Genomic DNA, 21154 nt, shown 5'->3' on the forward strand with positions numbered 1-21154 from the left:
GTGGCTCGGGTGTCGCCCGCTAGCCGCGCGGAGTGTGGGCGGCCAGCAGGGCGAGCACCCCGGTGACGGCCTGGTCGAACGGCTCGACGGAGCCGGCGGCGCGGGCCAGGACGTAGCCGCCCTGCAGGACCGCGACGACCGTCGCCGCGGTCGTGCCCGGGTCCAGCGTGGCCTCCAGTTCGCCGCGCTCGCGGCCCTCGGTCAGGATCGCGGCGAGGCGGTCCACCGCGGTTCCCGGCGTGCGGAACTGCTGTTCGGCCTACGTACTGTCGAACTTCTCCCGGGCCGCCTCGATCGCGGGCAGGTGCGCGCGGGCCCACTCCAGAAGTACGTCGACGGGGTGCCGCAGCGTCTTGCCAAGCGGTGTGATCCGGTACTCGACGGCGACCGGGCGGGTGGCGGTGACCAATCGCTCGACGATGCCGTTGCGCTCCAGTCTGCGCAGTGTGGCGGTGAGCGATTTCTGTGTCACCACGGGGATTTCGCGGCGTAGGTCGTTGAAGCGGTGCGGCCGTTCGCACAGTGCGTTGAGGACCTGCAGGGACCACTTGTCGAGTACCTGGTCGAGCAGTTCGCGGTGGGGCGCGCTGATCGTCAGCTCGCCCTCCGCGCCGGGGGTGGTTTCCGTCATGACACCTGGTTTCGTTGAAGTTCCCTGAGGCTACCAGGTATCAATGCGATACCTACCGAGTTGTGAGGAGAGCTTCGTGGCCGTTCGTCGTTTCACTCCCGAAGGCATGCTGCAGCCCACGCCCTACCACCACGTCGCCGTTGCCACCGGCAACCGGCAGGTGCATGTCAGCGGCCAGGTCGCGCGGCTCGCCGACGGCACGCCGGTCGCCCCTGGCGACCTCGCCGGGCAGGTCGCCCAGGTGCTGCGCAACACCGCGGTCGGCCTGCACGGTGCCGGGGCCGGGTTCGGTGACGTGGTGCGGCTGACGTTCTACGTCACGAAGTGGGCACCGGAGAAGATCACCGAGTTCCTGGCAGGGGTGGCCGAAGTCGCCGAGGAGGTCGGGCTGCCGCAGCCGACGCCGCCGGCGTCACTGATCGGCGTCGAGAGCCTCTTCGAGCCGGACGTGCTCGTGGAGCTGGAGGCGACAGCCGTCGTCGGGTGACGCCGCGCGCCTGCGGCGGGCGAGCAGCAGGACACTAGGGAAAGCGCCGGGACACCTCGGAGTTTCCGACCGACAGCCGTACCTCCATGGTCGCGCCGGTCTCGGACGTGGTCGGCAGCACGATCGGGACCGTGCCGGCGACCGGTTCGGCCGCCCCGGGTGTCGTGGCCAGCGGGGGACCCCGGGCGCGGGTCTGGGCGCCGGGGTTGGTCCGTGGGTCACAACGAGCGTGATCCCGCGGACCAGCTCTTCGCGTGCCAGCTTGCTGAGAACGGAGATGTGCAGGTTGTACGCGGCATCTGATTCCTCGACGATCACCTGATCGATGCGAACGTCCTCGACCACCGAAGCGCCGTGGGCCGGAACGACGAACAGCGTCGCGATCACGTCGAAACCGGGCGTTGCTGCGTCACGGTCAGCCGCTCTCCGCCGGGCCGGGTGCGCCGGGTGCGAAGACGTAGCCCTGGAACCAGTGACGGATCTGGCGTTGCAGGGCGCGGTCGCCGTGCAGGTGCACGCCTGGCCTGCGCATCAGTTGCGCCCAGGAGAGTTCGCCGAGCCACCAGCGGGTCACGTCCATGGTGGGCGCGCTCAGCCACAGGTCGACGGGTGCCCCGGTGTCGTCGCGGCAGAGGTTGACGCTCGTGCGGGACAGGTGCAGCCAGAAGTTGCGATCGCTCGCCGCGCGGTCGGTGAACTCGATCGCGAGCACGGTGGTGCGGTCCGGCACGGCCGCGGTGTTGACGCGGCGCCGGATGTCCCAGGTCAGTGCCGCGGTGTCCAGGTCGTCCTCGGACAGGGCCGCGCGGTCGGCGACGGTGGCCCAGCCGGCCAGTTCCCGCACCACCGGGTAGAGGGCGGCGCCGGACTCGGTGAGCCGGTACTCGCCGTCGACGGTCTCGACGATTCCGGCGGCCCGCAGGCCGCGCAGGCGCGAGGACAGAGTCGCGCGGGGAATGCGGGGGATGCCGTGGCGGATGTCGGTGAAGGTGGCGGCACCGAGCAGGAGTTCCCGCACGACAAGAAGGGTCCAGCGCTCGCCGAGCACCTGGAGTGCCCGCGCGACCGCGCAGAACTGACCGTATCCGTTCACGAGTCGATGGTAGGCGTGGTTCAACTTCTGAACTGGATGAAGCATCGGTGCCGGGCAGAGCATCACCGGGTGGACAACATGAACGAGCTGCTCCCGGACATCCTCGCCGGCATCGGCAACACCCCGATGGTGGCCTTACGCAACGTCGTGCCGGACAACGGCGCGCGGGTCCTGCTGAAGCTGGAGAGCGGCAACCCGACCGGCAGCATGAAGGACCGGATGGCCCTCGCCATGATCCAGGCCGCGGAGGCCGACGGCAGGCTCGAAGCGGGTGGTTCCGTCGTCGAGTACACCGGTGGCAGCACCGGTGTGTCGCTGGCACTGGTCTGTGCGGTGAAGGGCTACCGGCTGCATGTCGTGACGTCGGATGCCTTCGCCCCGGACAAGCTCGACCACATGCGGTATCTCGGCGCCACCCTGCACATCGTGCCCAGCGACGCCGGGCGGATGACCGAGAAGCTGACGCGGGACATGATCGAGGCCGCCCGGGACATCACGACGCGGACCGGTGGTGTCTGGACCGACCAGCTGAACAACAGCGACCAGCTGGCGGGCTACCGGGCGATGGGCGAGGAGATCTGGCGGCAGACCGGCGGGCGGATCGACGGCTTCGTGCAGAGCGTCGGCACGGCGGGGTGCGTCACCGGCGTCGCCGCCGCGCTCCGGGGTCACCGCGACGGGATCGAGATCGTCGCGGTGGAACCCGCGGAGTCGCCCGTCCTGTCCGGCGGCCGGACCGGCGCGCACCGGATCGACGGGATCGGCGCCGGTTTCGTGGTGCCACTGTGGCGGCCGGGTGTCGCCGACCTGGTCGATCGGGTCTCCACCGAGGAGGCCGTGGCCATGGTCGAGCGACTGGCCAGGGAGGAAGGGCTGTTCGCGGGGACGTCCACCGGTGTCAACGTGATCGCCGCCCTCCGGCTGGCGCATCGGCTGGGGCCGGACTCGACCGTCGTGACCGTGCTGTGTGACACCGGCATGAAGTACCTCAGACCGCGCGTGCCTCGGGGCGGGTCGTGAAGCGGAACTCCGTCCGCACGGGCAGCGTGTCCAGGTCCAGTGCGCCACGCAGCCGGGGGAGTCCCTCGGTGGTGAGGTGGTCCCGGATGGTGGCCAGGTCGCCGTCCTGCGTGGTGGTGATGACCAGGACCAGGGTCGGGGCGTCGCGGTCGCCGGTGAGGGTTGCCTGTGCGGTGTGGACGCCGGGGTAGGCCGAGACCTCGGCGACGAACGGCTCGACGGCCGTGCTCGCCGCGAGTTCGGTCCGGCCTTTCGCCGGGTCGTTCTCGATGTGCCAGGTCCGGGTCTTGGGCTTACCGGCGAGCTGGGCCAGCGACCAGCGCAGCAGGAGCAGGCCGGCGACGATGGCGACGGCGGCGGTCAGGTAGAGCACCCAGCCCGGCGGCCGCGCGGTCCCGGGGACGAGCGGGCTGGCCGGGTTGACCACGGTGAGCACGCCGAAGTAGGTGGCGGCGGCGAAGCCGCCCGCGGCGAGCAGGATGAGTCCGAACAGGCTGAGCAGGGCCCGGTTCAGCCGGGCCGGGCGGTTGAGACCGCTCATGATGGTTTCCTCGTCGAACGAACGTTGACGGTGAGTGCCGGGCGGGTGCTCGGGCGGATCTGGTCCAGCCTGCGTTCGAGGCCGGCCCGCACCGCCTCGTCGAGACCGGCGGTGGTGCCGCGGTTGGTGCGCACGACGGCCTTGATCCGGCGGCGGCGCACCCGCAGCTTCAGCGCGCTGACCCCGTCGACGGCTGCGGCCGCCCGCAGGGTGTTGCGGTAGCCGCGGCGGGATGCTCCGGAGTCGGGGTCGCCGTCGAGCGGGATGACGATGAGCCTGCCGGGCAGGACGGCGGCCAGCAGCAGGACCAGGCCGAGCAGCGCGAGCAGGCCGCCCGCGACAGCGGTGAGCGGGTCGTTCCACCGCAGGCCGTGCAGCGTGGTGGCGACCCTGTCGTAGTCGATCCACTGCGGCTGGCCGAGGATGAGCTGGATGGCCACCGCGGCGACGACGACGCACGCTGCCAGCAACGCCAGCGCGGTGAGCGTCGACGGGACGCGGCGGCGCGGCCGGCGTTTCACAGCACCCTCCTGCGTGGTCCGGACTCGTTGTGCAGCTCGGTCACCACGATGTCCACATGCGACACCGTGAGCCCGGTGAGTTCGGCGACGCGGCGCCGCAGGTGGCCGCGGGCGTCCTCGGTGGTCCGCGCGACCGAGGCCGGGTAGCCGACGGACAGCCGGACGGTCAGCGACACCATGCCGCCGCCGACCTTCGCGGTCACCTTGGCGGCGCGGTCGGCCGCGTCACCGCGCGGGCCGAGGCCGAGCACGCGGCCGGCGGCACCGCCCACGCCGTCGACCTCGGTGACCGCCCGCGCCGCGATGTGTTCGACCACCCGGTCGCCGACCGTGGTGACGCCACGGTCGGCCGCCGGTTCGAGAAGTGTCGTGGTCATGGCGATCAGCCCCGGTCGCGGCCGATGAGCTGGGACAGGTCGAGCTTGCCGTCGAGGTGCCTGCCGACCAGCAGGCCGAGGGTGCCCAGCACGAGCACGGCGAGGAAGGCGCCGAAGCCGCCGAAGGCGGCGGCCAGGCCCAGTGCGAGGCCGGTCAGCAGTCCGAGATGGGTGGCTTTCATGGCCGAACTCCTTGACGTCGGGCGGGTGGTGGTCACTGCACGCGGCTGGTGTCGCCCTCGGCGTCCTCGTCCCCGTTGGGAATGTGGACGTCGCTGACGTTGATGTTGACCTCGACGACCTCGAGGCCGGTCATCTGCTCGACGGTGCTGATCACGTGGCGCCGGATGGAGCGGGCCACGTCGGCGATCGACGCGCCGTACTCGACCAGGATCTGCAGGTCGACGGCAGCCTGCTTCTCGCCGACCTCAACGGAAACGCCCCGGCCCGCGCTGGCCGACGCGCCGGGGATCCGCTCGCGGATCGCGCCGAAGGTCCGCGCCGCGCCGCTGCCCAGGTCGTGGACGCCCGGGATCTCCCTGGTCGCCAGGCCGGAGATCTTCTGCACGACGGTGTCGGCGATCGTGGTGACGCCCTGGTTGCTCGCCAGCGCGCCGGTGGTGGCCACCTCGTTGGAGGTGGAGGTGTTGTCGGTCTTGGCGGGGGACGGCTTGGTCATCGGACGCTCCTTGGTGTCGGTGCGGGAAGAACGGCGGCGGGAGCGCCACCGTCCACACCGGATAGACACGCGCCCGCCGGAAAGCTCACGGGCACGCTCTGTGAACCACGTCACTGTGTGCCGTGAAGGGGGCCTTCACGGCATGAGACGCCGTGAAGGCCCCCTTCACGGCATCACGGCCACGGCAAAGTCGGGTTGGCCGTGCCCGGGGTGTTGTCTCGTTCGTGGTGGCGGTTGGGGTGGTTGTGCCTGCTGGTGCCGATGTGGCGGGTGTGTCCCGTCGGTGGGTCTGGCCAGGGTGGTGAAGGCCCCCTTCATTACGTCTGACGTGGTGAAGGTGGCCTTCACGTGCTTGGGACGGGACAACGCGCGCGAACGGGCCGCTCACGCGGGTGACCGGCACCAGGTGAGAACCGGCGTCCACATCATGAGTTCTGCGCTCACGCACGCGAGTTCTGCGTTCCGGCCCGCGAGTTCTGCGTTCGAACGCACAGGGCCCGACTTTGCCGGGGCCCTGGCAACAGATGCCGTGAGGGCCCCCTTCACGGCATCCCGGGGGTGAACCAGGGGCAGGTCGGGGTCATCCCTGATGGGCGGGAGCCGGTGGTGCCGCGACACTCGAATAGTCGATCCTGACTAAACGATCCTGACTATCGGAGTCCGTCATGCCCGTACCGACCAGTACGACGTCCCCGCCGGTGCGGGTGTCGCGTGCCGCTCGTGTCCTGTTGTCCGTCTTCGCGGCGGTCGCGCTGCTCATGGCGCAGCTGCCCGCGGTGATCCCGCCGAGCTTCCCGGCGTTGCACCGGCCCGCCTGGTACGCGATCGCCGGCCTGGCCGGGGCGCTGGCCGTGCTGGTGACCACGCGCCCGGCCACCCGGCGTGCAGTGGTGCTGGGGCTGGGCTGGCTGCTGCTGGTGCTGACCGTGGTGCAGGCGTTCGTCATCGGCGATCTGGTGGCGATGTTCGGCACCTGGCTGGTCGTTCCCGCACTGGCGCTGCTCGCGGGCCAGCTGCGTGCCGGGCCGAGGAAGGCGCTGGTCGCCGCGCACGTGGTCAGCTCGGCGGCCTGGGTGGGGATCGCGGTGGTGATCGCCGCGATGGGCCTGGTCGCGATGACCGGCACCGACATCCACGTCACGCGGGTGTCCTACGAGCTGATGGCCGTCTTCGACATCACCCTGCTGCCGTGGGCGAACTTCGCCGCCTGCCTGACCGGCATCGCACTGGGCATCACCACGAAGTGGGGCCTGGTCCGGTACTACTGGGTGGCCGCCAAGCTGGCCATCGCCGTCGGCATCCTGGTCATGGCGTTCGGCTTCCTGCACGACGCACTGGAGGACGCGGGCGAGCAGGCCGCCCGGCTGGTCGCCACCGGCGGCACCGCCGCGCAGCTTACCGGGACCGCCGACGTGGTGTTCTGGGGCTTCGGCAGCTCGGTGCTCAGCCTGGTTGGGGCGTTGCTGCTCTCGTTGTACAAGCCCGGCGGCCGGACCCCACGCGGTCGCCGCAAGCGGCAGCCCGGCCTGCGTGTCCGGGTGGCCGACGTCCGGACCGTCGCCGACGGGACGGTCGCCCTGACCCTGCGTGCCACCGGCGGGCAGGCGCTCCCGCGCTGGGCACCCGGCGCGCACGTCGACCTGGTGCTGCCGTCGGGGCGGGTACGCCAGTACTCCCTGTACGGCGACCCGGCCGACGCCGGCTGCTACCGCGTCGCGGTCCTGCGGGAGCCGGACGGGCGGGGCGGCTCGGCCGAGATCCACCGGCTGCGCCCCGGCGCGGAGATCGGAATCCGCGGGCCACGCAACAACTTCCCGCTCGTCCAGGCGCCCGCCTACCTGTTCCTCGCCGGTGGCATCGGGATCACCCCGTTCCTGCCGATGATCCACGAGCTGAACCGCGCGGGCGCCGACTGGCGGCTGATCTACCGGGGCAAGTCGTTGTCCACCATGCCGTTCACCGACGCCCTCGCCCGCCAGTACCCGGGCCGGGTGACGCTGCTGCCAGCCGACACCCACGCCCGCCCGGATCTGGCCGCCGTGCTGCGTGGCTGCCCCGACGGGGTCGCGGTGTACTGCTGCGGCCCGGAAAGCCTGCTGCGGGCCGTCGAGGAGCACTGCCCGGCGGGCACGCTGCACACCGAACGGTTCGCGGCCAGCGGCCGGGCGGATGCCGGGCCCAGCACCGCGTTCGACGCCGAACTGCGGCAAAGCGGCGTGACCGTCCACGTGCCGGCCGACCGCACGCTGCTCGCGGCCATCCAGGACGTCGACCCCACCGTGGACCTGTCGTGTGAGGACGGCATCTGCGGCAGCTGTGTGACCAGGGTGCTGGCCGGCACCCCGGACCACCGCGACGACGTCCTGCAGGCCCACGAACGGGACCGCACCGACGTCATCTACCCGTGTGTCTCACGCGTCCGGGGCGACCGCATCGTGCTCGACGCCTGACCCGGCATGCTTGACTGAGGCCCGGACGGCCCTCGAACCGGAGGAGTGATCGGTGTCAGGTAGGCGACGCGCGGCAGGCAACCCGCTCGCGCTGGCCGTGCTCGCCTACCTGATGGAACGGCCGATGCACCCCTACGAACTCGGCAAGCTGCTCAAGCAGCGCGACAAGAACAACAGCATCAGGTACCGGCACGCCTCGCTGTACATGGTCGTCGAGCAACTCCACCGGGACGGCAGCATCGAGGCCCAGGAGACGGTCCGCGACGGGCAGCGGCCCGAACGCACCGTCTACCGTCTCACCGACGCCGGGCGCGCCGAACTACGCGAGCGCATGCGCGAGCTGGTTTCGGTGCCGGTCAAGGAGTATCCCCAGTTCGAGGCGGCACTCGCGCTGATCATCGTGCTGCCGCCCGACGAGGTGGCCGAACTGCTGCGGCAGCGCCACGACGCCCTCACCGAACGCGCCGAACAGCTGCGGACCTTCGTGCGCGAGGCCACGGATTCCGCCGACGTCGACGGCCTGTTCCTCATCGAGCACGACTACCGCCTCGAACTCATCGACGCGGAACGACGTTTCCTCGACCGGTTCCGCGAGCGCATCCTGGCGGGCGACCCGGACTTCGGCCGGTTCTGGCGTCAGCTCCACCAGGACCGTCAGGCGCGGTAGGCACGCAGGAACACGTCGACTCCGTCGCCGATGAGCGCGTCCAGCTCCGGCCTGTCGACCATCCCGGACGGGGCCTCGTTGACGGTGTCCAGCGCCAGCCGCATGGTCAGCGCGATGAAGTGCTGCATCGCCCGGTACGGGTCGCGGATGCGTAGCCTGCCGTCCGCCGCGAACGTCGCCAGCCGGTCGGCGAGAATCCGCTCGGGTTCGTCGCGTTGCCCCTCGGGCAGGCGCGGCGCCGCGGGTGCCTGCGAGCTCAGCCGCCGGAACGTCGCGTAGTCCGACGAGGGGAACATCGTCGTCGCCACCCGCTGGGCGAAGGCGAACAACGCGTCCCGCAGATCCCGCCCGTCCACGAGTTCCTCTTCCACCGCCGTGCGCACGGTCGCCACGACCCGCTCGTTCGCCCGGCTGAGCACCGCCTGGAACAGGGTCTGCTTGTCGCCGAAGTGGTCGTAGACGGTGCGTTTGGAGACACCCGCCCGTGCCGCGATGGCGTCGACACCGGCCAGCGCGTACCCGTCGGCGACGAACAACTCCTCTGCCGCGGCGAGGATGGCGGCCTGCTTGGCCTCGAACTGGGGTCGCCGGCCAGGCGTCGGGACGGTCGCTCTCCGGGGGGCCATGTTTCTCATCCTATTCTCAGCAGTCGAACACTACACTGTGCAGTGTAGTCAACTGAGTTGGGGAGCCCGCATGTCAGTGACCGAGGTCCGTGCCCGCACCGGCCCGTACACCAGGTGGAACGGACGACTGCTCGGGGTGGTGACGGTCCTCGTGCTGGTGAACTTCATGGTCGACTCGGCCATCACCGCCCCGCTGATCGTCCTGCCGGAAATGCTCGACCACTTCGACACCGACCAGGCCGCGTGGCTCAACGCCAGCGCCATGCTCGCCGGGGTGATGTGGGCGCCGCTGCTGGGCAAGTGCGCGGACGTCTACGGCAAACGCAGGGTGCTGCTGTGGACACTGGCCATCAGCGGCGCCGGAGCCCTGCTCTGCGCTGTCGCACCCAGCATCTGGATGTTCGTGCCCGGCCGCCTGTTGCAGGGCGCGGCCGTGGCCGCCATGTTCCTCGCCGTCGCGATCGTCCGGGACGTCTGCGCGCCCCGCCTGGCGATGGTCGTCGTCGGCATCGTCACCTCCGGCTCCGCCGTGCTCAACATCGGCTCCCGCTTCGCACTCGAGGGACTGGCCGAGCGGTTCGGTTTCCAGATCCTGTTCGCCGGGTCGGCGGTCATCGCGGCGACGATGGCGATCTGCGTGCGTGCCGTCGTCCCGGAGTCCCGGGTCACCACGCCCGGCAGGATCGACGTCGGCGGCGCGCTGTTGCTGGGCGGCGGGCTGGCCGGGGTGCTCAGCTACGTCAGCCTGGGATCGGAGTTCGGCTGGTTCGCCCCGGTTCCGCTGGTCCTGCTCGCCTGCGGGGCCGCCGCGCTGCTGCGGTGGCTGCTGGTGTCGAGGCGGAAACCCGAACCGCTGATCGACCTGCGTGACCTCGGCGGGCCGCTGGCGCTCACCCTCCTCGTGGTCGTCCTCGCCACCGGCTCCTACCAGAGCATGCTCCAGCTGTTCCCGCTCGTCGCGGACGTCGGCGCGGAGCAGGGCCTCGGTTACGGTCTCGCCGGGCAGGGCTCGGTCGCGCTGCTGCTCGCCGCGCCCGGTGTCGGGGTGATGCTCGGCGGGCCGCTGGCCGGTGCGCTCGCGGCGCGTGTCGGGCCGGCGGCGACGCTGGCCGGTGCGGTGCTGCTCGGCGTGGCGGGAACGCTGGGGATGTTCGCCGGCGCCACCGCCTACCCGGCCGCGATCTTCTTCGCGCTGGTACTGGGTTTCACGGTGGGCGCGCTCGGGACGTCGGGCTTCAACATGGCGGCCAGCCTGGCGCCGCCCGAGCGGCAGGGCCTCGTGTCGAGCCTGGTCATGGTCATGGTGGCCACCGGATCCGTGGTGCTCAACTTCGTGGGGGCGGCGGTGCTCAAGTCCACCTCCGTGGCGATCGGTGGCGACACGGTGAATTCCGCGACGGGTGTGTACAGCTACGTGACGATCGCCTGCTGCGCGTTTGCCGCCGCGGCCGTGCTCGCCGTCGTCCTCAGTCGTCGGATGAGTCGAGTGAAGGAGTGAACATGAACGAACCGAGAGGCACGGTCCTGGTCTCCGGCGCGAGCATCGCGGGTCTCGCGGTGGCGTACTGGCTGCGCCGCCACGGGTTCGCGGTGACGGTGGTGGAGAAGGCAGGCGGGCCGCGCGACGGCGGATACCCGATCGACGTGCGGGGCACCGCGCTGGAGGTGGCCGGCCGGATGGGCCTGCTGCCGTGGTTGCGGGAGGCCCACATCCGCTCCCGGCGACTGACCTTTGTGGACGCCGAAGGCGGGCAGGTGGCTTCGGTCCACCCGCAGGCGATCGTCGGCGGGGTGGAGGGCAGGGACGCCGAGGTGCCCCGCGGCGAGCTGACCAGGGCACTGCACGGTGCCGTCTCCGGCGACGCCGAGTTCCTCTTCGGCGACTCCGTCGACGTCCTCGACGAGCACGAGCACGGGGTGGACGTCACGTTCGCGGGCGGCGCCGAGCGCACCTTCGACCTGGTGGTCGGCGCTGACGGACTGCACTCCCGGGTGCGGGAGCTGGCGTTCGGCCCCGAGCAGTCGTTCCATCACTACCTCGGCTACTGCTTCGCCGGGTTCACCATGCCCAACGAGTCCGGGCTCTCCCACGAGGGAGTGGTGTGGAACAGCCCGGGCAAGGGCGCCGCACTGTACGCGGTGCGGGACAGCCCGTACGTGCACGGGTTCCTCGTGTTCGCCCGCGCCGAGCCGCCGTACCACGCCTACCGCGATCCCGAGGCGCAACGCGACCTCGTCGCCGCCACGTTCGCGGGCCACGGCTGGGAAATCCCCGCCATGGTCGCCGCCATGCGGCGGGCGGACGACCTGTTCTTCGACACCACCAGCCAGATCCGGCTACCCCGGTGGTCGAGCGGGCGGGTCGCCCTCACCGGCGACGCCGCCTACGCACCGTCCTTTTTGACCGGACAGGGCACCAGCCTCGCGCTCGTCGGCGCGTACGCGCTCGCCGGAGCGCTGGGCACGCACCGCGACCACGGTTCGGCGTTCGCCGCGTACGAGCGGCAGATCCGCGGCTTCGTCGAGCTGAACCAGGCGCAGGTCGGCAAGGGTGACGCGGCACTGTTCCCGACCACGGCCGACGCCCTGGACCGGCGCAACGACAGGCTGCGCGGGCTGACCGCGCTGCCGCCGGAGACCGGACGGCCCTCCCACACGGCACTCGACCTGCCCGAGTACGCCGTCGGTTAGCCGAGCACCGCCATCGCGATCAGCATCGCCAGGCGCTGCTCCGGGTCGGCGAGATCGAGGCCGGGCACGGCCGCGGAGATCCGGCGCAGGCGGTTGCGGATGGTGTTCTGGTGGACCCGCAGGGTCGCCGCTGCCGCCGCCGGGTCGCCCTGGGCCTCCAGCCAGGCGCGCAGTGTCGGGACGTATCCGGTGCCGTGCGCGGCGTCGTGCTCGGCCAAGCGGGCCACCGGGCCGCGGGCGGGGATACGCCCGGTCGCGGCTGCGGACCGTAGCCGCTGCAGCAGCACCCGGTGCCAGGACTCGTCGTAGCACACGGCATCGGTGCTGCCGTGACTTTCGTGTAGTGCCAGGCATTCGTCGGACTCCCGGCGGCCCGCGGGCAGGTCCGCGACGTCGCACTCGGCGGAGATGCCTGCCACGATCCGCAGGTGCCCGGGCAGGCTGGTGACGAGGCGGCGCAGCCAGTCCGCCGCGGGCCCGGCGGGTAGCACGGTGTAGACGGTGTTGCCGAACAGCGTGCTGCGGCCCACCCGCGACCAGCCGAACCCGGTGGTGGCGCGTTCGAAGGCGAGCAGCAGGCCGGCGTTGCGTTCGGCGTCGGTGTGTGCCTGCAGCGCGACGACCCGCAACCCGGACGTGGGCAGGCCCAGCTTCCCGGCGACGGCGGTCGCGTCCGGGTCGCCTTCGAGCAGCTGGATGACCAGTTCGGACTCCACCTGCCGTTCCAGGTCCGCGCTGACCCGCCAGCGCAGCAGGTGCAGTGCGACCGTCCGCGCGCCGTCGGTCAGGATGCGGGCCTTGTCCTCGTCCAGCGGTGCGGTGCAGGACACCCACAGCGACCCGAGCAATTCCCGGCCCGCGCGGACCGCGGCCACCGACCGGCCGTGCAGGCCGTGTTCGGGTGACGCGGGGACGTACAGCGGCTCGTCGGAGCGGGCGAGGTGGGTGAACACGCCCTGCCGCTCGAACAGCGTCCGCACCGCGTCCGGCACCCGCCTGCCCAGGATGGTGTCCTGCCGGGCCGGGTCGACCTCGTGCTGCTGGGTCGAGTAGGCCATCACCCTGGACAGCTGGTCCTCGATGGTGACCGGGCCGCCCACGGCCGCGGCGATCGTGTCGGCAAGGGCCGACAGGTCGGCCGGGCCGCGGCCGGCTTCGGTCTCGCGGCCTTCGAGCACCAGCCCGTACACCACGCCCGCCACCTGGCTCCAGGACACGCTCGGCTCGACGACCAGCAGGGCGACACCGGCCGCACGCGGCAGCTCGGGCTCCGGGATCTCGGTGGTCCGCACGATCAGCAGAGCGGCCTGCGCCTCCTGGGCGAGCCGGAGCGCGTCGGCCAGCGTGGGCACGCCGACGGCGAGGAAGACGTCGCCGACCGGCGTGCCCGGCCGTACCGGGTCGTGCAGCGCGACGCTGTGCAGCTCGGTGGTCCGGTCGGCGGTGGAGCCGACCAGCCGGGCGCCGTAGGTGCCCAGGATCGTGATCAACCGGTCCAGCTTGACCATGCGTCACCTGCCCCCGGGCACTGTCGAGTTTCTACAACCAGCATCCCGCATATTGTGCTGTCCGGACACGTGGTGGTGGCCGCGGGTGGGCGATGCTCGGGATGAATCCGGCGAACGTCAGCTCAGGGAGGCCGCCGATGAACGAGGTCGCAGGGGGTACCGGCCCACGCACCGCCATTGTCGTCGGCGCCGGGATCGTCGGCCTGTCGACGGCGTGGTTCCTGCAGGAACACGGGGTGCGGGTCACCGTCGTGGACCGCACCGGCGTCGCCGCTGGAGCCTCCTGGGGAAACGCCGGCTGGCTCTCGCCGGGGCTCGCCATCCCGCTCAACGAGCCGGGGGTGGCGCGCACGGCGGTCGCCTCGCTGGTCAGGCGGGACGCCCCGCTGCACGTGCCGCCGGCCGCCGACCCGGCACTGTGGTCGTTCCTGTTGCGCTTCGCCGCCCACTGCACCTGGCCGGCCTGGCGCCGGGTGGTCACCGCCAACCTGGCGCTCAACGACGAATCCCTCGACGCGTTCGACGCCCTGACCCGCGGTGGCGTGGCGACCGGCATGGTCGACGCGCCGATCACCGCGGTGTTCGAGTCGGCCGGGCACGCCGCGGGGCTGCTGGCCGAGCTGCGGCGGTTCACCGCGGCCGGAGCCGCCGTGGACTACACGGGCCTGCCGGCCGGTGAACTCCGCGCGCAGCTGCCGCAGCTGTCCGCCCGTGCCGGAGCGGGGGTGCGGCTGAGCGGCCAGCGTTACGCCGACCCGGCACGCCTGACCGGCGCGCTGGCCGACTCGGTGCGTGCGCGGGGCGGCACCATCCGGATGGGCTTCGACGTCCGGGCGGTCCGTGCGCACCCGCACGCGGTCACCCTCGAATCCCGTGCCGAGGGCAGCCTCTCGGCCAACGTCGCCGTCCTCGCCACCGGAGCCTGGATCGGCAGGCTCGCCCGGCGGTTCGGCGTTCGAGTCCCGGTGCGGGCCGGGCGCGGCTACTCGTTCACCGTTCCCACCGCCGAGCCGGTGCCGCAGCCCGTCTACCTGCCGGACATCCGGGTCGCGTGCACGCCGCACCGCGACGGGATGCGGGTCGCCGGGACCATGGAGTTCCGCGGTCCCGACGATCCGCTCGACGAGCGGCGGGTGCGGGCGATCATCCGGTCGGCCACGCCGTTCTTCGGCGGTGTCCGCTGGGCCGACCGCACCGACACCTGGGTCGGCCCGCGGCCGGTCAGCGGTGACGGGCTCGCGTTGATCGGCGCGACGGAGGAGCCGAATGTGTTCGTCGCGGGCGGGCACGGCATGTGGGGCTTCACCCAGGGGCCGGCGACCGGACGGCTGCTGGCCGAGCACATCGTCACCGGCAAGCGGCCGGAGGCCCTGCGGCCGTTCGATCCGGTCCGGTGACCGTGGACTCCACAAAGGACTCCGAGCTGGACTTCCTCCGGGCGGAGAACGCGTTGCTGCGCACCGAACGAGACATCCTGCTGCGGGTCGCGGCCGGCTTCGCCGACGACGCGAACGCGACGCTGCTCCGACGGCGCGGTGCCGTCGGGCCGACCGAACAAGGAACCACTGTGGACACTGTGTGGCTGACCGAGGAGGCGTACGCGCGCCTGCGCGACGAACTCGGCGCGCTGCGGGCCGGCGCGACCAGCGGCGACGAGGACGACGCTGTTCTGGACCAGCGACGGCGCAAGGCGCGGGTCCGCGAGCTGGAGGACCTGCTGCACCGCGCCGTCGTGGGGCAGGCCCCGCCGGACGACGGTGTGGCCGAACCGGGCATGGTGCTGACCGTCCGCTTCGACGGCGAGGACCAGACCGAGACGTTCCTGCTCGGCGTGCGCGAGGGCGTGGTCGCCGACGGCATGGAGGTGTACTCACCCGACTCGCCGCTCGGCCGCGCGCTAACCGGCGCACGCGAGGGGGAGACCCGCACCTATCCGGTGCCCAGCGGGGCCAGCGTGCGGGTGCGGCTCGTGCGCGCGGTGCCCTACGGCCGGCACGCGGCCGGGTGAGGCGCCGGCTCGTTAGTGTTGGGGCGTGGCAAGCTCTGTCGTGATTCTCGCGGTCGGTGTGCTGCTGCCCCTGGTGACCGACGTCAGTGTGCTGATCACCCTGTCCGCCGCCGTCGCGGTGGCCTGCGTGCTGTGGCGGGGCAGGTCGGCCGTGCTCGCGTCCACCGTCGCGGCGGTGGTGTCCGCCGCTGCGACGGCCGTGCTGCCCTTCGCGTCGTCGCCACCGTTGCGCAACGTCGCCGGGCTCTGCCTGCTGCTGGAGACACTGGCCCTGATGGCGTTGCTGGTGACAGCGGTCCGGCGGGCGGGACCGGCCGCCGGACTGGCCGGACTGGCGCTGACCGCGCTGCCGTTGCGGGCCTGCGTCGACTCCCCGGTGCCGCCCGACGCCCTGGAGGTCGTCGTGCTGTGCCTGCTCGGGTCCGTCGCCGCGAGCACCGCCGCTGTGGCGGGTGGGTACCTTCGCTCGCTGGACCGCAAGCGGATGGCCGCCGTCGTCGAGACGCGCCGCGCCCAGCGGCTGGCCTTCGCCCGCGACCTGCACGACTTCGTGGGACACGACCTCACCGGCATCGTCCTGGAGGCGCAGGCCGCGCAGGTCTCCCCGGAACGCGCGATGGCCGCGCTCAAGCACATCGAGCAGGTCGGCCTGTCGGCACTGACTTCCATGGACCACACCGTGCGGACGCTGCACGGCGAGGAACCGGACCCCGGTGCCCCGGCAGGCGGGCTGGCCGATCTGGCCGAGCTGGTCGGCCGGTTCGGTTCCGGTGACGAGGTCGCGGTCCGCCTGCACGTCGAGCCCGGGCTGGCCGAAGCCGTCTCCCGCGAGTCGGGCGCGGTGGCGTACCGGGTCGTCGTGGAGGCGCTGACCAACGTGCGCCGTCACGCCGGCGGGGTGACCGCCGTCGACGTCCGGGTCGGTACGGCAGGCGACGGCCTCGAGGTCGTCGTGACCGACGACGGCACCGGCGCCACCGGCGGCCGGTCCGGCCGGCGTGGCGGGCTCGGGCTGGTCGGGCTCGCCGAGCGGGTCAGGACGGTCGGGGGAACGCTCGACGCCGGCCCGGCCGGACGGGCGGGTGGCTGGCGGGTGCGGGTGACCCTGCCGATGTCGCCCGCGGCGGTACCCTCGTGATCCGTGTGCTGGTCGCGGACGACCAGGAGCGCGTGCGCCGCAACCTCCGGGTGATCCTGGACGCCCAGCGCGACATCGAGGTCGTCGCCGAGGCGGCCGACGGCCGCAGCGCCGTGGACCTCGCGCGCAGGCTGCGGCCGGACGTAGTGCTGGCGGACATCCGCATGCCCGCACTTGACGGCCTCGAGGTCACCAGGGCACTGGCGGGGCCCGATGTCCGCGAGCCCATCCAGGTCGTCGTCATCACCACGTTCGACCTCGACTCCTATGTGTACTCGGCACTGCGCAACGGTGCCTGCGGCTTCCTGCTCAAGCGGTCCGGGCCCGCGCTGCTGGTCGAAGCCGTGCGCGCGGCCACCTCGGGTGAGGCGCTGATCAGCCCGTCGGTGACGGTGCGGCTGCTGCGCCACCTCGCGGCGGCTCCGCCGGTTCCCGAGCACGCGATGGCCGAACCGCTCACCGAACGGGAACTCGACATCACCCGGCTGGTGGCCCAGGGCCTGACCAACGCCGAGATCGGCGCCGCGCTGTTCATCTCGGCGGGTACCGCCAAGACGCACGTCGCCAGCGTCCAGCGGAAGCTGCGGGTCCGCAACCGGGTGGGCATCGCGCTGTGGGCGAGGGACAACGGCCTGACGGCGTAACGAATCCGGGCCTTCTCTGCCGATCGGCAGATGCCTGCCGGAGCGGGCGGCGGCGAGCATGGCGCTCGCCCGATTCGTTCCGCGAAAGGTCATCACGTTGCCGAAGTCCCTGACACCCGACGCCGTACCCGAGTACCGGGAGGCCGTCCCCGCCACCGTGCCCTGGCGTGAGCTGGCGCTGTTCGTGGGGATCACCTTCCTCGGGATCACCGCCGTGGCCCTCGCCTGGGCGGCGTTCGGCGAGTTCGACGACGAATCCGACGCGCTGCTGTTCGGCGGCGTCGGGATGTTCACCCCGGCCGCCGGGCTGGTCCTGACCGCGGTCATCACCGGCGACATCCGCACACCCCGCCGCTGGCTCGCCAGTACCGGGCTCATCCCGGCCACGCCGTGGCGGCGGCACGTCGCCTACCTGGCGATCGGGCTCGCGCTCCCGCTGCTGCTGCTCGCGCTGACGCTCGGGATCGGCGTCGTCGCCGGGGTGTACGAACCCGGCAGGCCGTTCCCGTTCGACGCACTGGCCGCCGAGCTGACGGCGAACCTGCTGACGTTCCTGCCCCTGCTGGTGCTCATGTTCGGTGAGGAGTGGGGCTGGGGATACCTCCTGCCGCGGCTGCTGCCGCTGGGTGTGTGGCCCGGCGTTCTCCTCAGCGGCCTGATCTGGGGCCTGTTCCACGCCCCGCTCACGCTGCAGGGCTACCTGTACCCGAACCTGCCCGGCCTGCTCGGCACGCTGTTGTTCACCGTCGGCAGTGTCCTGCTCGGCTGCCTGATGGCGTGGATCCGCATGGAGTCGGGAAGCCTGTGGCCGGCGGTGGCCCTGCACGGGTCGTCCAACCTGCTGGCCAATCCCATCCCGGCCGTCATCGGCACCGCGACCGATCCCGCCAACGCCAACGTCCACACCTCGCTGCCGGGCAGCTGGCCCAGCTGGATCGCGATGGCGATCGTCATCGGGGCGCTGGCACTCACCGGCCGGTACCGGTGGAAGTGATCAGTCCAGCGGTTTCCCGCTGCGGATCAGTTCCTCGACCGGCGCGATGCCCTCGTCCCAGCGGTTGACGTGCATCCCGGCCACGACCCGGTCACCGGCCAGCCAGAACGCGTGGAAAGCCTGGCCTTCCACGTCTCCGCGGGTGACCACCCGGTCGTAGCCGCCGGGCGGGAACCAGCCGAGGAACTCCATGCCGATGTCGTACTGGTCGGTGAAGAAGTACGGGATCCGGTCGTAGGTCACGTCCTGGCCGAGCATCGCCCTCGCCGCGGCCGGGCCGCTGTGCAGCGCGTTGGACCAGTGCTCGACCCGCAGGTGCCGTCCGTAGCGGGGATGCCGCGCGGAGGCGACGTCACCGGCCGCGTAGACGTCGGGGTCGGCGGTCCGCAGTGACTCGTCGACCAGGATGCCGTCGTCGACCGCGAGCCCGGCACGCTCGGCCAGTGCCGTGTTCGGGGCCGCGCCCACACCGACGATGACGGTGTCGGACGGCAGCCGGGTGCCGTCGTCAAGGACGACCGCGCTCACCTTGCCGCCCTCGCCGTGGATCTCGGTGACACCGCTGCCGAGCCGTAGCTCGACGCCCTGCGCCCGGTGCGCCGCGGCGAAGAACTCGCCCATCTCCTGGCCCAGCGCGACGTACAGGGGTGCCGGTTGCGGCTCGACGACCGTCACCGCGCAGCCGTGGCCGCGGGCGGCGGCCGCGGTCTCCAGCCCGATCCAGCCCGCCCCGACGACGGTGACCCGGCCGCCCGCGCGCAGTGCCTCGCCGAGCCGGTCGGCGTCGCCGACCTTGCGCAGCAGGTACACGCCGTCGAGGTCGGCGCCGGGTACCCGCAGCGGGCGCGGCGACGCACCGGGGGCCAGCAGCAGCTTGTCGTAGCCGACGCGTTCGCCACCGTCCAGCTCGATCTGGTGCGCCGCCAGGTCCAGGCCGGTCACCGCGGCCGAGACCCGCAGGTCGACGGAGTTGTCCGCGTACCACCCCTCGTCGTGCACGAAGATCTTCGCGCGTTCCTCGGTGCCCTGCAGGTAACCCTTCGACAGCGGCGGCCGTTCGTAGGGACGTTCGGCCTCCTCGCCACACAGGATCACCTGCCCGGTGAAGCCTTCCTCGCGCAGTGTCTGTGCCGCCTTCGCACCGGCCAGTCCCGCGCCGACGATGACGAACGTCTGTTCCGTGCCCATGCCCGCTCCCTCCGAGGAAACCGTTCAGCTCCGGTGTGTGCCGCCGACACCGGTCAGTGTGAAGAACTCCTGCCGTGATCGCGCGTCCGCGCGCAGGGTCCCGAGAAGGGCCGAGGTGACCGTGCGCGAACCGGCGGCCCGGACTCCGCGCAGCGACATGCACAGATGCTCCGCCTCCACCACCACACCGACCCCCTTCGGCGCGAGGTGCTGCCAGAGCCAGTCGGCCACCTGTTTGGTGAGCCGTTCCTGCACCTGCAGGTCCCTGGCGAACAGTTCGACGACTCGGGCCAGCTTCGACAGGCCGAGGATCCGCTCGCCCGGCAGGTACGCCACGTGGGCGACGCCCTGGAACGGCAGCAGATGGTGCTCGCACAGCGACTGCACCGGAATCGACCGCGCGAGCACCAGTTCGTCGTACCCCTCGTCGTTCGGGAACGTGGTCAGGTTGAACTCGCGTGGGGTGAGCAGCTCGGCGTAGGCGTGGGCCACCCGGCGGGGCGTGTCGGCCAGGTGCGCCGACTCCGGGTCGCGGCCCAGTGCGACCAGCAGGTCGGCCACCGCGCGCTGGGCGGCAGCGAGATCCACTCCGTCCCGCCCGGGTACGACCGTCAGCAGGGGAGCGGCGGTTGCCTCGGCGGTCATCGGCCCTCCTTCTAAAAACAATGCGTGCTAACATTAGAAGACTCGCCCGGCTTTCGTCAACGGGAGTGGTTTTTAGAATGGATTCCTGGGACTCGCAGGTCTCGGCGGTCGCCGCGCTCGACGAGCCGACCCGGCGCCGGCTGTACGAGTTCGTCGTGCGCCAGCCGGACCCGGTGAGCCGCGACGAGGCCGCCGACGCGGCCGGGGTTCCCCGCACCACCGCCGCGTTCCACCTGGAGCGGCTGGTCGAGGGCGGGCTTCTCGACGTCGTGTACGAGCGCCGAACCGGGCGCAGCGGCCCCGGCGCGGGCCGTCCGGCCAAGCTGTACCACCGCGCGGCCGGCCAGATCGCGGTGTCCCTGCCCGACCGCCGGTACGAGCTGGCCGGGCGCCTGCTCGCCGGTGCCGTGGCCGAGGCGGAGACGTCCGGTGAGCCGCCGAGGGCGGTGCTGGAGCGGCATGCCCGCGATATGGGTGCCGAGCTGGGCAGGGCATCCGGCCCCGGTGGCGACCCGCGGGCCGTACTGGAGGCCAACGGGTTCGAGCCCCGCCCCGACGGGGCCGGGTTCGTGCTCGCCAACTGCCCGTTCCACAGCCTGGCCCAGCGGCACACGGAGCTCGTCTGCGGGATGAACCTGTGCCTGCTGCAGGGCCTGCTGGACGGTCTCGCGGACACCGCGATGCAGGCGCGCCTGGCGCCCACCCCCGGTCACTGCTGCGTCCGGCTGGACCCGGCGCCGTAGTTTCCCGGCGTGGCTCCGGTGTCCGTCAAAGCACGTGAAGGCCACCTTCACCACGTCAGGGTCCGGCAATGTCGGGTGGTCCGGAGCGCGTCATTCGCGTTCCGGAAGCCGAGACGTGTTCAGGAACGCGAAACTCGTGCTCCGGCCCGGCGCGGTCGCGCGAACGGTCCGTTCGGCCAGCCGATGACAGGCTGGTCTCGCTATCTGGAAATGGCGTGCCGGGCAGTGGGATCAGGTGGGCGGGAACGTGCAACTCGCGGGTCCGGAACGGTCGACTCGCGGGTCGGGAACGGAAGACTCGCGCGAACTGCCCGTTCACGCGGGCAACCGGCACCACGTGAGAACCGGCGTCCACATGGTGAGTTCTGCGCTCACGCACGCGAGTTCTGCATTCCGGCACGCGAGTTCTACGTTCCGGTACACGAGTTCCACGCTCGAGACCAGCCACCTCGCCTGGCCGCCACCGGACTTTGCCAGGACCCTGACGTCTCACGTGGTGAAGG

The 21154-nt window shown here is 71.9% G+C and carries 24 protein-coding genes; 12 read left to right on the plus strand and 12 right to left on the minus strand.

Annotated features, from left to right (window positions below; genetic code table 11):
- Positions 1 to 19 precede the first annotated feature (19 nt).
- Positions 20 to 226, minus strand: a complete 207-nt coding sequence (locus EWH70_RS06790; RefSeq protein ID WP_420809037.1) for a TetR family transcriptional regulator C-terminal domain-containing protein — start codon at positions 224 to 226, stop codon at positions 20 to 22.
- Between the two features lie 33 nt (positions 227 to 259).
- Positions 260 to 631 carry a winged helix-turn-helix transcriptional regulator gene (locus tag EWH70_RS06795; protein WP_130474403.1) on the minus strand — a complete coding sequence of 124 codons (372 nt, stop codon included), beginning with the start codon at positions 629 to 631 and terminating at the stop codon, positions 260 to 262.
- A gap of 76 nt (positions 632 to 707) precedes the next feature.
- Between EWH70_RS06795 and EWH70_RS06800 the strand changes: the two genes are divergently transcribed.
- Entirely contained in the window at positions 708 to 1118 is a 411-nt protein-coding gene (locus EWH70_RS06800) for a RidA family protein (protein ID WP_130474404.1), read from the plus strand.
- 415 nt (positions 1119 to 1533) lie between these two features.
- Here the strand turns inward: EWH70_RS06800 and EWH70_RS06805 are convergent, their stop codons facing one another.
- Positions 1534 to 2211 (minus strand): winged helix-turn-helix transcriptional regulator, encoded by a 678-nt coding sequence (locus EWH70_RS06805; RefSeq protein ID WP_165436182.1) that lies wholly within the window; start codon positions 2209 to 2211, stop codon positions 1534 to 1536.
- A gap of 78 nt (positions 2212 to 2289) precedes the next feature.
- Between EWH70_RS06805 and EWH70_RS06810 the strand changes: the two genes are divergently transcribed.
- Positions 2290 to 3231, plus strand: a complete 942-nt coding sequence (locus tag EWH70_RS06810; RefSeq protein ID WP_130474406.1) for a PLP-dependent cysteine synthase family protein — start codon at positions 2290 to 2292, stop codon at positions 3229 to 3231.
- Here the strand turns inward: EWH70_RS06810 and EWH70_RS06815 are convergent.
- The 5 genes from EWH70_RS06815 to EWH70_RS06830 are packed head-to-tail and all read right to left on the minus strand — an operon-like array spanning position 3200 to position 5349.
- Positions 3200 to 3772 carry an Asp23/Gls24 family envelope stress response protein gene (locus tag EWH70_RS06815; RefSeq protein WP_130474407.1) on the minus strand — a complete coding sequence of 191 codons (573 nt, stop codon included), beginning with the start codon at positions 3770 to 3772 and terminating at the stop codon, positions 3200 to 3202. The genes EWH70_RS06810 and EWH70_RS06815 overlap by 32 nt on opposite strands.
- Positions 3769 to 4293 carry a DUF6286 domain-containing protein gene (locus EWH70_RS06820; protein ID WP_130474408.1) on the minus strand — a complete coding sequence of 175 codons (525 nt, stop codon included), beginning with the start codon at positions 4291 to 4293 and terminating at the stop codon, positions 3769 to 3771. Before EWH70_RS06820 ends, EWH70_RS06815 begins: the two co-directional genes overlap by 4 nt.
- Positions 4290 to 4670, minus strand: coding sequence for an Asp23/Gls24 family envelope stress response protein (locus EWH70_RS06825; RefSeq protein ID WP_130474409.1), 381 nt, complete (start codon positions 4668 to 4670; stop codon positions 4290 to 4292). Before EWH70_RS06825 ends, EWH70_RS06820 begins: the two co-directional genes overlap by 4 nt.
- Before the next feature lie 5 nt (positions 4671 to 4675).
- Positions 4676 to 4852 carry a hypothetical protein gene (locus tag EWH70_RS35410; RefSeq protein ID WP_165436183.1) on the minus strand — a complete coding sequence of 59 codons (177 nt, stop codon included), beginning with the start codon at positions 4850 to 4852 and terminating at the stop codon, positions 4676 to 4678.
- A 32-nt stretch (positions 4853 to 4884) separates the two neighbouring features.
- Positions 4885 to 5349 (minus strand): Asp23/Gls24 family envelope stress response protein, encoded by a 465-nt coding sequence (locus EWH70_RS06830; RefSeq protein WP_130474410.1) that lies wholly within the window; start codon positions 5347 to 5349, stop codon positions 4885 to 4887.
- Positions 5350 to 6014: 665 nt separating this feature from the next.
- Between EWH70_RS06830 and EWH70_RS36595 the strand changes: the two genes are divergently transcribed.
- The gene (locus EWH70_RS36595) at positions 6015 to 7799 is read left to right on the plus strand and encodes a PDR/VanB family oxidoreductase (RefSeq protein ID WP_338078565.1); all 1785 of its coding nucleotides are present in this window, start codon (positions 6015 to 6017) and stop codon (positions 7797 to 7799) included.
- Between the two features lie 52 nt (positions 7800 to 7851).
- Positions 7852 to 8466, plus strand: a complete 615-nt coding sequence (locus EWH70_RS06840; RefSeq protein WP_240686841.1) for a PadR family transcriptional regulator — start codon at positions 7852 to 7854, stop codon at positions 8464 to 8466.
- On the opposite strand, the gene EWH70_RS06845 is transcribed toward EWH70_RS06840, so the two are convergent.
- Complete coding sequence (locus tag EWH70_RS06845) at positions 8454 to 9092, minus strand: TetR/AcrR family transcriptional regulator (RefSeq protein WP_130474411.1); 639 nt, start codon at positions 9090 to 9092, stop codon at positions 8454 to 8456. The genes EWH70_RS06840 and EWH70_RS06845 overlap by 13 nt on opposite strands.
- A gap of 70 nt (positions 9093 to 9162) precedes the next feature.
- Here EWH70_RS06845 and EWH70_RS06850 point away from each other — a divergent pair, with 70 nt between their 5' ends.
- Positions 9163 to 10590: an MFS transporter gene (locus EWH70_RS06850; protein WP_205669052.1), complete on the plus strand. Its 1428-nt coding sequence runs from the start codon at positions 9163 to 9165 to the stop codon at positions 10588 to 10590.
- Between the two features lie 2 nt (positions 10591 to 10592).
- Positions 10593 to 11783 carry an FAD-dependent monooxygenase gene (locus EWH70_RS06855; protein WP_130474412.1) on the plus strand — a complete coding sequence of 397 codons (1191 nt, stop codon included), beginning with the start codon at positions 10593 to 10595 and terminating at the stop codon, positions 11781 to 11783.
- Here EWH70_RS06855 and EWH70_RS06860 read toward each other — a convergent pair.
- Positions 11780 to 13291: a PucR family transcriptional regulator gene (locus EWH70_RS06860; protein ID WP_130474413.1), complete on the minus strand. Its 1512-nt coding sequence runs from the start codon at positions 13289 to 13291 to the stop codon at positions 11780 to 11782. The genes EWH70_RS06855 and EWH70_RS06860 overlap by 4 nt on opposite strands.
- Before the next feature lie 137 nt (positions 13292 to 13428).
- Between EWH70_RS06860 and EWH70_RS06865 the strand changes: the two genes are divergently transcribed.
- The 5 genes from EWH70_RS06865 (at position 13429) to EWH70_RS06885 (ending at position 18075) form a co-directional block, all read left to right on the plus strand.
- On the plus strand, positions 13429 to 14688 hold the full coding sequence (locus EWH70_RS06865) for an NAD(P)/FAD-dependent oxidoreductase (protein WP_130474414.1): 1260 nt from the start codon (positions 13429 to 13431) through the stop codon (positions 14686 to 14688).
- Positions 14685 to 15299 carry a GreA/GreB family elongation factor gene (locus EWH70_RS06870; RefSeq protein WP_338078566.1) on the plus strand — a complete coding sequence of 205 codons (615 nt, stop codon included), beginning with the start codon at positions 14685 to 14687 and terminating at the stop codon, positions 15297 to 15299. Before EWH70_RS06865 ends, EWH70_RS06870 begins: the two co-directional genes overlap by 4 nt.
- Before the next feature lie 25 nt (positions 15300 to 15324).
- The gene (locus tag EWH70_RS06875) at positions 15325 to 16437 is read left to right on the plus strand and encodes a sensor histidine kinase (RefSeq protein WP_205669053.1); all 1113 of its coding nucleotides are present in this window, start codon (positions 15325 to 15327) and stop codon (positions 16435 to 16437) included.
- Positions 16434 to 17081 carry a response regulator gene (locus EWH70_RS06880; protein ID WP_165436184.1) on the plus strand — a complete coding sequence of 216 codons (648 nt, stop codon included), beginning with the start codon at positions 16434 to 16436 and terminating at the stop codon, positions 17079 to 17081. The genes EWH70_RS06875 and EWH70_RS06880 overlap by 4 nt, the downstream gene beginning before the upstream one ends.
- A gap of 97 nt (positions 17082 to 17178) precedes the next feature.
- Positions 17179 to 18075 (plus strand): CPBP family intramembrane glutamic endopeptidase, encoded by an 897-nt coding sequence (locus EWH70_RS06885; protein WP_165436185.1) that lies wholly within the window; start codon positions 17179 to 17181, stop codon positions 18073 to 18075.
- On the opposite strand, the gene EWH70_RS06890 is transcribed toward EWH70_RS06885, so the two are convergent.
- The gene (locus tag EWH70_RS06890; protein ID WP_130474417.1) at positions 18076 to 19263 is read right to left on the minus strand and encodes an NAD(P)/FAD-dependent oxidoreductase; all 1188 of its coding nucleotides are present in this window, start codon (positions 19261 to 19263) and stop codon (positions 18076 to 18078) included.
- Positions 19264 to 19287: 24 nt separating this feature from the next.
- On the minus strand, positions 19288 to 19908 hold the full coding sequence (folE, locus tag EWH70_RS06895) for a GTP cyclohydrolase I FolE (RefSeq protein WP_130474418.1): 621 nt from the start codon (positions 19906 to 19908) through the stop codon (positions 19288 to 19290).
- 77 nt (positions 19909 to 19985) lie between these two features.
- Between folE and EWH70_RS06900 the strand changes: the two genes are divergently transcribed.
- On the plus strand, positions 19986 to 20651 hold the full coding sequence (locus tag EWH70_RS06900; RefSeq protein WP_130474419.1) for a helix-turn-helix transcriptional regulator: 666 nt from the start codon (positions 19986 to 19988) through the stop codon (positions 20649 to 20651).
- Positions 20652 to 21154: the final 503 nt, after the last annotated feature.

The sequence above is a fragment of the Amycolatopsis suaedae genome (genome assembly GCF_004214935.1).
In the GTDB taxonomy this organism is placed as follows: Bacteria; Actinomycetota; Actinomycetes; order Mycobacteriales; family Pseudonocardiaceae; genus Amycolatopsis; species Amycolatopsis suaedae.